The 9,109-nt window shown below is 61.2% G+C and carries 9 protein-coding genes; 4 read left to right on the top strand and 5 right to left on the bottom strand.

Annotated features, from left to right (window positions below; all coding sequences use genetic code 11):
- Positions 1 to 227: 227 nt before the first annotated feature.
- From osmF to VNZ60_RS20810, 4 genes are read left to right on the top strand one after another with little or no spacing between them, the layout of a single operon-like run.
- Positions 228 to 1,145, top strand: coding sequence for a glycine betaine ABC transporter substrate-binding protein OsmF (osmF, locus tag VNZ60_RS20795; protein ID WP_325662570.1), 918 nt, complete (start codon positions 228 to 230; stop codon positions 1,143 to 1,145).
- Positions 1,142 to 2,371, top strand: a complete 1,230-nt coding sequence (locus VNZ60_RS20800) for an ABC transporter permease (RefSeq protein WP_325662572.1) — start codon at positions 1,142 to 1,144, stop codon at positions 2,369 to 2,371. Before osmF ends, VNZ60_RS20800 begins: the two co-directional genes overlap by 4 nt.
- Positions 2,364 to 3,296, top strand: a complete 933-nt coding sequence (locus VNZ60_RS20805; RefSeq protein WP_325662574.1) for an ABC transporter ATP-binding protein — start codon at positions 2,364 to 2,366, stop codon at positions 3,294 to 3,296. The genes VNZ60_RS20800 and VNZ60_RS20805 overlap by 8 nt, the downstream gene beginning before the upstream one ends.
- Positions 3,293 to 4,096: an ABC transporter permease gene (locus VNZ60_RS20810; RefSeq protein ID WP_325662575.1), complete on the top strand. Its 804-nt coding sequence runs from the start codon at positions 3,293 to 3,295 to the stop codon at positions 4,094 to 4,096. The genes VNZ60_RS20805 and VNZ60_RS20810 overlap by 4 nt, the downstream gene beginning before the upstream one ends.
- Here the strand turns inward: VNZ60_RS20810 and VNZ60_RS20815 are convergent.
- The 5 genes from VNZ60_RS20815 to VNZ60_RS20835 are packed head-to-tail and all read right to left on the bottom strand — an operon-like array spanning position 4,085 to position 8,631.
- On the bottom strand, positions 4,085 to 4,915 hold the full coding sequence (locus VNZ60_RS20815) for a phosphodiesterase (RefSeq protein WP_325662577.1): 831 nt from the start codon (positions 4,913 to 4,915) through the stop codon (positions 4,085 to 4,087). The two genes, VNZ60_RS20810 and VNZ60_RS20815, sit on opposite strands and share 12 nt — an antisense overlap.
- Positions 4,912 to 5,973: an ABC transporter ATP-binding protein gene (locus VNZ60_RS20820; RefSeq protein WP_325662579.1), complete on the bottom strand. Its 1,062-nt coding sequence runs from the start codon at positions 5,971 to 5,973 to the stop codon at positions 4,912 to 4,914. The genes VNZ60_RS20815 and VNZ60_RS20820 overlap by 4 nt, the downstream gene beginning before the upstream one ends.
- On the bottom strand, positions 5,963 to 6,787 hold the full coding sequence (locus tag VNZ60_RS20825) for an ABC transporter permease (protein ID WP_325662581.1): 825 nt from the start codon (positions 6,785 to 6,787) through the stop codon (positions 5,963 to 5,965). The genes VNZ60_RS20820 and VNZ60_RS20825 overlap by 11 nt, the downstream gene beginning before the upstream one ends.
- Positions 6,788 to 6,798: 11 nt before the next feature.
- Positions 6,799 to 7,614 (bottom strand): ABC transporter permease, encoded by an 816-nt coding sequence (locus VNZ60_RS20830; RefSeq protein ID WP_325662583.1) that lies wholly within the window; start codon positions 7,612 to 7,614, stop codon positions 6,799 to 6,801.
- A gap of 27 nt (positions 7,615 to 7,641) precedes the next feature.
- On the bottom strand, positions 7,642 to 8,631 hold the full coding sequence (locus tag VNZ60_RS20835) for an ABC transporter substrate-binding protein (RefSeq protein ID WP_325662591.1): 990 nt from the start codon (positions 8,629 to 8,631) through the stop codon (positions 7,642 to 7,644).
- Positions 8,632 to 9,109 lie beyond the last annotated feature (478 nt).

Consider the following 9,109-nt stretch of genomic DNA (forward strand, 5'->3'; position numbering starts at 1 on the left):
CCTGATTGTAATTGTTGTCTCGCGACAATACTCTTCCAAAGCTTACAACTAGCTTTCAATTTTCCGGCTGCCTGCTGTTCGAATCATCTGGGGTCAGACCCCGGTTAGCTCATTTTTCCGATGGCTTGATAGCCGTGACGCCTGCCGTTCCTGAATTTGCATTACCATCTTGTACATCATCTGTGTCCCGGCCTGCCATCGCATTCACGCACAATTACGGAGTCAATATGAGGATCCACATCCGCCTGCTCGGCGCCGTACTTGCCGCCGCCCTGCTCACCCCTGGCGTCCAGGCGGCCGAACCGGTTCGGGTCAGCTCCAAGATCGACACCGAAGGCGCGTTGCTGGGCAATCTGATCCAGCTGGTGCTGGAGGCGAACGGCATCAAGACCGTTAATCGTCTGCAGATCGGCGGCACCAAGGTGGTGCGTGGTGCGCTCACTTCTGGCGAGATTGATATCTATCCGGAGTACACCGGCAACGGCGCCTTTTTCTTTTCCGACGAAAAAAACCCGGCTTGGAAAAATGCTGAAGCTGCCTATCAGCTGGTGAAAAAGCTTGATTTCGAGAAAAACAAGCTGGTATGGCTAACCCCTTCCCCTGCCAATAACACATGGCTTATCGCGGTGCGCAAGGAAATCGCACAGAACAATAAACTCAAGACCCTGGTTGACCTGGGCCGTTGGATCAACCAGGGCGGCCGTTTCAAGCTGGCGGCTTCGGCCGAATTCATCGAGCGGCCGGACGCCTTGCCTGCGTTTGAAAACAGCTACGGCTTCAAGTTGAAACAGGATCAGTTGCTGACCTTGGCCGGCGGCGATACGGCGGCCACGATTAAAGCTGCCGCAGAACAGACCTCCGGCGTCAATGCCGCGATGGTCTACGGCACCGACGGTGCGGTAGTTGCACTAGGATTGGTGACGCTGGACGATGTGAAATCGGTGCAGCCGGTCTACGCGCCAACCGCGGTGATCCGCAGCGATGTGCTGGCGCAGTACCCGAAGATTGCGGATCTGCTGAAGCCGGTATTCGTCTCGCTGGATAGTCCGACGCTGCAAAAACTCAACGCCAGCATCGCCATCGAAGGACGCGATGCGCGCAAGACAGCCGCCGACTACCTGCGCAGCAAAGGTTTTATAAAATGAGCGTAGCGCGTCAGGCGCAACCGGCATGGCGCGTGGGCAATCTTGCGTCGCCGCTCATCAAGCTATACAACCCGCTGCATCTGCTGCTAGCGATGCTGGCGATCATCGCCGGCGCCAGCCTGCCATTGCTGAGCTTTGCTCCCAATCGCTTGCTCAGCGGCCAGGGAATCTTCCTTGCGCAGCTTATTGTTCAACTGAATGCTCGCTACTGGCTGCTGGCGATTCCCGCCTTACCGTTGCTGGTAGCGCCCTGGCTACGGCCATCCCGCATCAACCATAGCATTCTGATCATCGCAGCCGCCGCACTGAGCACTGGCCTGCTGGCCTTGGCCGGGCATGAAGCGCAGTTGCGCAGCGGCGCCACTGAATCCCTGGCGCGCGTATCGTTCGGCGCCGCTTTCTGGCTCTTGCTGCTGACCATCTGGCTGCAGCTGGCCGAGGCACTGCGCGGCCTGGCGCTGCGGTTGCCGGCACAGGTAGTTGTGATAGTACTGGCCTTAGCGCCCGCTGCTGTGCTCCTCATGACGGGCCGGCTGGATAGCTTGTCACTGCTCAAGGAATTCCAGAATCATCAGGAGGCATTTGAGCTGGCGCTGTTACGCCATTTGCAACTGGTGACGTTTTCGGTATTGCCCGCAGTGCTGATCGGCGCCTTGTTTGGCGTCTTGTCTTTCCGTAGCCAAACAGCGCGCAAATTGCTGTTTCCAGTATTGAACGTGATACAGACCATCCCCTCGATTGCTCTTTTTTCCCTCCTGATCGCACCGCTGGCGCTGCTCGGCAGCCTGTTGCCGCATACCGGGATTAGCGGCATCGGCCTGCCGCCGGCTTTGCTGGCGCTGACTTTGTATTCGCTGCTGCCGATGAGCCACGGCACCCTGGCCGCACTGGAACAAGTGCCGGCCGCCGTACGCGAGGCGGCACAGGGCATCGGCATGTCGCCGTGGCAGATATTCTTCCATGTCGAGCTGCCCCTGGCTTTACCGGTATTCCTGAGCAGCATCCGCGTCACTACGGTGCAGGCGATCGGGCTGGCGGTGGTGGCGGCCCTGATCGGCGCCGGCGGTTTTGGCGTCCTGATGTTCCAGGGCATGTCCAGCAGCGCATTGGATCTGGTGCTGCTGGCGGTGATTCCGGTGATTCTGCTGGCGATCAGTATCGACACGGCGTTTAAGCTGGCGATCTCTATATTAGAGAGACGAGCAGGGAGACAAGACCATGATTGAAATCAGCGAAGTAAGCAAGTCATTCAACGGCTGGCAAGCGGTGAGCGAGCTGTCTCTCACAATCAAGGAAGGCGAGCTGACGGTACTGATCGGCAGCTCCGGCGCCGGTAAGTCGACCATGCTGAAGCTGCTCAATCGCTTGCTGGAACCGGACAGCGGCAGCATCCGGCTGCACGGCCAGAACATCCTGGAATACTCGCCGCAACAATTGCGGCGCCGCATCGGCTACGCGATCCAGTCGGTCGGCCTGTTCCCGCACTGGACGGTGGAACAGAACATCGGCGCCGTCCCGGTATTGTTGAAATGGCCCAAGGCACGCATAGTCGAGCGCGTCAGCGAACTGCTGGAATTGCTGCAGCTAGCCCCTGAAAAATTCCGCCACCGCTATCCGCATCAACTCTCGGGCGGCCAGCAACAACGGGTGGGAGTGGCACGCGCGCTGGCGGCCGACCCCGACCTGCTGCTGATGGACGAACCGTTCGGCGCGCTGGACCCGGTAACCAGGGCCAGCCTGCAACAGGAACTCGCCAATATCCAGGCGCTTTCGGGCAAGACCATCGTCCTGGTAACCCATGATATCGAGGAAGCCCTCGCGCTAGGCCAGCGCATCGTACTGATGGATCAGGGGCGCATCGTGCAACAGGGCGCGCCGCGCGATTTCCTGCTGGCTCCGGCGAATGATCTGGTGCGCGAATTTGTCGGCCAAAGCGACGCCGGCATCCGTCTGCTCGGGCTCGACAAGATCGCCGACAGAGTACGGCGGCAACCCGCCATCCCGGGCGAGCCGATCCGCAGCAGCGACACCCTGCGCCAGGCGCTGTCGGTCTTCATCACGCGCAGGGTGCAGAGCCTGCCGGTGGTGGATGAACGCGGCCAGCCGGCCGGCGTGTTGCATTTCGCCGATTTGCTGGAGCCGCCGCGATGAAATTGCTTAGCCGACACATCGGCGGTCGTCTTTATCGCCGCCGCTGGCTCGTCGCCAGCAGCCTTTTGCTGCTGGGTTTTACCTTTGGCATGCCCTTGACGGCGCCGCTATTCGCTCGCCTCTTTCCCGAGCTCGATCGCCCTCTATATGTACAGGATTCGTTTGCCGCGCTGGTGCTGGCGCATCTGAATATTGTGCTGTGGTCCGGCGTCATTGCGGTGGCGGGCGGCGTCGCAGCGGGCTTGCTAGTCACCAGGCCGGCGGGCCGGGCCTTCCGTTCTGCACTGGAAACCGTACTGGCCATCAGCCAGTCGTTTCCCCCTGTGGCGGTATTGGCAGTGGCGGTGCCGGTAGTCGGCTTTGGCGAAACGCCGGCGCTGATTGCGCTGGTCATGTATGGCGTGCTGCCGGTAGCGCAAGGGGCGATGACTGGCCTGTCTTCGATTCCGCCGCCGATCCTGGAAATTGCGCGCGGCATCGGCATGAATCGCTGGCAGATCCTGTATCGGGTCGAATTGCCATTGGCGGCGCCGGTGATACTGGCCGGGATACGGACTTCGGTGGTGATCAATATCGGCACGGCGGCGATTGCCTCTACCGTCGGCGCCAAGACACTTGGCTTGCCGATCATCGTTGGCTTGAGCGGCTTCAATACCGCCTATGTGATCCAGGGTGCGCTGCTGGTTGCGCTACTGGCGATCGTGGCCGATCAGTTGTTTGACTGGCTATCGGAACGATCGCAACGCTGGACACCACAGGCCGTCGCCGCCTTGCATAGCGGTGAATCCTTAGTCAATTAGCGTGCCGTTGTCATGGAATGGGTACGGCCCTTCGAAACTACCGCTAGGCGCCAGATGCGTCACCACCCGGCCGCGTCCGTCCCAGGCGTGGATGCGGAAAGCCGGCGGCTCCAGCGTCCAGGCTGAAGGCGCGCCGGGCGCCAGGTCGAGGCAGACCTGGTGTGCCGGCGCCGGCGCGGTGGAGGCAATGCTGCCGCCGAAACGGACATCGATAGCGCGGTGCAGGTGGCCACAGATCACGCGCTCGACATTGCTGTATTGTGCGATCAACGCCTCCAGCTCCTGCGCCCCTTGCAGCAAACCGATCTCATCCATGTGGCCAATCAGGGTCGCGAACGGCGGATGATGCATCGCCACCAGCACCTGCTCGCCACGGTCACGGCACTGGTCGAGTTGCGTCTGCAGCCACGCCAGGCGGCTCTGGCACAGGCTGCCGTGGCTATGGCCGGGCACGCAAGTGTCCAGCGTCAGCAGCCGCAAACCACCGACCCGCACCGAATACTGGACGAAGCCGTCTCCGCCCAGATAGCTGTGGCCGGGGAAGCTGCGGCGCAGTTGATCGCGGTCGTCGTGATTGCCGGGCAGCAGATAGACCGGCATCGGCAGCGGCGCCAGCAACTCTTCAAGATGGCTGTATTCGGCGGCGCGGCCGAAGTCGGTCAGGTCGCCGGTGATTACTACCGCGTCGGGCTGTTGTTTCAACCGAAGGATGGATTGCACGGCACGCTCCAGGTACGGCGCGGTGTTGATCCGGCCATAGGCGAGGCGGCCCGGCTCGCGGATATGCAGATCGCTCAACTGGACAAGAAGGCTGGTCATGCGATCAACTCCTGGGAAGTCATCAGGCGCTCGGGGTTGATGCGGATGCCGACGCTCTGGCCCGGAGCAAAAGCCGCATCGCGGCCGACGTCGGCAGTGAGCAGCGCCTGTTCCTGCGTATGCAGCACCAGCTGGATACGGTCGCCGAGAAAGGTGCGGCGCATCACTTTGGCCTGGCCCCAGCCATCCTGGTGGACGCCGATCTGGATATCTTCGGGCCGGATGAAGAAGGAAGCATGGCTCTGCCACGCCGGCGGACAGGCAACGCGTGCGCCGCCCAGATGCAGCACGCCTTGGGCGATACAGGCTGGCAAGCGCTCCAGCCGATTCACCCGGCCCAGGAATTCGGCGACGAAGGGATGTTGCGGCGTGCGGTACAGATCTTCGCCGCGTCCGACCTGCACGATGCAACCGCCGCGCATAACCGCCAGCCGGTCGGCGATCGCCAAGGCTTCTTGCTGGTCGTGCGTGACGTGGATAGCCGTGATACCCAGCCGTCGCAGCAACTCTGCCAATTCATCCCGCAACGATTCCTTGAGCTTGGCGTCAAGCGCGGCCAGCGGCTCGTCCAGCAGCAATACGCGGGGCCGCACCGCCACCGCCCGCGCCAAGGCCACGCGCTGGCGCTGGCCGCCAGACAATTCGCCGGGCCGCTTTTTTTCCAGTCCGCCGAGCCGCGTCAGATCGACCAGTTCGCCGACGATGCGCCGTTCTTCTGCTTTGTCCACGCCGCGGATGCGCAGGCCATAGCCGATGTTGGCCGCCACCGTCATTTGCGGAAACAGGGCGTAACTCTGGAATACCATGCCGACGCCGCGCTGCTCCACCGGCCGCCGCGTGACGTCTTGCTCGCCGAAGCTGATGCGGCTGCCTTCATCGGGCGACTCCAGACCGGCGATCAGGCGCAGCAAGGTCGTCTTGCCGCAGCCGGAGGGGCCGAGCAGCGCCAGCACTTCGCCGGGTTCGACATGCAACGTGGTCGGCTGCAAGCCGCGGGTGCCGTCGGCGTAGGTTTTCGAGCAGTTGTCGATATCGACCGCAATGCGTTCAAGTTCCATGATGTTTTTGTACCAGTCTGGCAAGAGATTGCAGCCCCCACAGGACCGGCAAGATGATGATGAAAAAGACGAGTGTGTACGCCGAACCCACTTCCAGCCGCATCGATGCATAGCTATCGGCGAGGCCGACTGGCAAAGTGCGCGTCAGCGGCGTTTGCAGCATCCAGGTCAGATTGAACTCACCGACCGACAAGGTGAATACCATCAGGCTGCCCGCCACGATGGCTGGAAATACTGCCGGCACCAATACGCCCAGAAAACGCTGGCCGAAGCTGGCGCCCAGCGTGCGGGCGGCTTCTTCCAATGCATGCAGGTCATCGCGCTGGAATGCCGCCGCTACGCTACGGACCATGTAAGGCAAGGTAAAAACGATATGTCCCACCAGAATGAAGGCATAACTCTGGCGGAATGCACTGAACTGGCCATAGGCCAGGATTAGCGCCAGACCGGTAGCGAGCCCGGGCACTGCCACCGGCAGCGTCAGCAGTTCCTCAAAGGCGCGCGCGCTGCGCGAGCGGCTGCGCGCCAGCGCATAGGCACAGGGCACGCCCAGCAGCAAGGTGCCGATCACGCAAGCCACGGCCAGCGCCAGCGACCAGCCGACGGTGTTGCCGTAAACCTCCCAGACTTCCAGCAGCCAGCGCAGCGTCAGCCCGCTCTTGAGGCCGACGCTGTAATTGTTAACCAGTCCCGCCATGATCGAGAGCAGCATCGGCGCCAGCATGAAGACACTGACAAGCACCGTGATCAGCAACAGGATGGGGGCGGAAGATGTGGTCGTCGCGGTCGTTGCAGTCGTTGTACTGGTGCGCATTGTGTTCCTCGTTACCGTTTTGCGACGTTTGCGGCGTCGCTGCCGAAGCGCCGGGCGACGAACAGCACGGCCCAGGTGACGATGCCGAGGGTGATCGACAAGGACGCCGCCAGCGCAAAGTTGGCATAGTTGGTGAACTCGTTATAGATCGTGATCGGGATCACTTCGAACTTGCTGGCAAGCGTGAATGCGGTGCCGAAAGCGCCCATCGAAGTGGCGAACAGGATCGCGCCGCAGGCCAGCGTGGTCGGCGCCAGCTCCGGCAGCCAGACGTCGCGCACGATCTGCAGCCGCGAGGCGCCGAGCGAACGGGCGGCTTCTTCAAGCTGCAGATTCATCGCTTCGGCCGCGGCGGCGTAGGTGGCGATGGCGCGCGGCAGCGAGAAGTAGAGATAGGCAAGAAACAGCCCGAGCAATCCATAGGCGAAGGTGATGCGTTCCATGCCAAAGGCGGCCCCGAGGTCGGCTACCAGCCCTTGGCGGCCGCCGAGCAAGATCACGAAGAAGCCGATGATTACGCCGGGAAAGGACAGCGGCAAGGTCAACAGCGACAACAGCAGTTGCTTGCCCCAGAACGTCCGGCGCGCCAGAAAGATGCCGATGGCGCTGCCGAGCACCAGGGTCAGCAAGGTCACCGCGACCGACAGCGCCAGCGTGTTGGCCATGCTCAGCAGGTAACGGCCATTCGTGAGCACCACCAGATAAGTACCCCAGCCCTGCCCGGCTGGCAACGCCACCAGGCGCAGCACCGGCAACAGCCAGAATGCCAGGAAGAACAGCGCCGCCGGCGCCAGGCAAGCCGGCAGCAGCCAGCGCTGATGGCTCATTTCAACCCACCTGTCGCACTTGCCATATCAATGCACTTCTTTCAGATAGCGCTCGGAGAAAGCGCGCTGGGCTTGCGCCATGCGGGCGTAATCGACGCTCTTGGCGCGCTGGTATTCAGCCGCCGGCAAGAACTGCGTTTCGATCTCTTTCGGCATTACGCCGGCACGCACCGGCCGCAGATAAGCCTTGGCCCAGATCGCCTGCCCCTCGTCCGAGAGTACGAAGTCCAGCACCTTCTTGCTGTCAGCGCTGTGCGGCGCCTTGGCCACCAGGCTCATCACATACGGCACCACCACCGTGCCTTCGCTAGGAATCACGAAAGCGACGTTAGCCTTGTCCTTGTATCTGGCGCGATAGGCATTGAAGTCGTAGTCGAGCAGGATCGCGATTTCGCCCGACAGCATGCGCGCATACGAAGTCTGCTTGGGCACGATGGGTTCGTTCTTTTGCAGCGCCTTGAAGTATTCGATGGCCGGTCCGAAATTGTCGAGCGAGCCGCCGCGTGCCTGGTTGACCGCCACCGCGCCGACATAACCGACGAAAGCCGAAGCCGGATCGAGATAGCCGATCAAGCCCTTGTATTCAGGTTTCAGCAGGTCGGCCCACGACTTCGGCACCGGTTTGCCGTGCAGCGCGTCGACATTGACCATGAAGCCGAGGGTGCCTGAATGAATCGCGAACCATTGGCCGGCCGGATCCTTGAGACCGTCGGGAATCTCTTTCCATGCGGCCGGCTTGTAAGCCTCGGTCACGCCCTCTTTCTGGGCCTGGATGGCGAAGGTAACGCCGAGGTAGGTCATGTCGGCGACCGGGCTAGCCTTCTCGGCCACCAGTTGCGCCAGAGCCTGGCCGGAATTCTTGTTATCGGGCGGCACCGTGACGCCGGTCCTGGCCTTGATGGCGCGCAGTTGCGTGCCCCAGTCGGCCCATTCGGTTGGGCAGTTGTAGCAAATCGCATTCTGCGCGACAGCCTGCAGCGGAACGGTCGAAGCTGCGAGGACGATGGCTGCCGCCATCGCACGGAAAATGCGTGCTGAACCCATGTTGCATCCTTTCCAGGGTAATTGCGGGAGATGAATCCTGTATCACTGAGTCGATCACTGAAGCGCGAGCGCGAATGGTGAATGGTATTCGGCAGGAGGTGTGCAGCCGGCATGGGGTCGCCATTGTGTGAGCAACTCCGTGATTTCTTTTAACAATATAACGTCGTTTTGTTACGGCAGAATGACCTTGTGGCGGCAGAACTATTTAGTTAAGCGCAGCGTCAAGAACTGTCATTATCAAATTTGAATGCACTAAGTCATGCCTAGGTAATATCTCTTCGCTAGTATTTTCGATGCTACTTCGTAGTGGAAGAGTCATCTGGGGTCAGATACCGTCTTGAATAGCAAGCCCGTTGGTTAAATAATTTGGATCGAAGGGCTTGCCAGTACGGACCACCCCGTAAATAAGATGCGTCATTTTGTGCATGACGGCCCCGATGACCGCTTTTTT

It is taken from the genome of Collimonas sp. (assembly GCF_035566375.1).
Taxonomy (GTDB): Bacteria; Pseudomonadota; Gammaproteobacteria; order Burkholderiales; family Burkholderiaceae_D; genus Collimonas.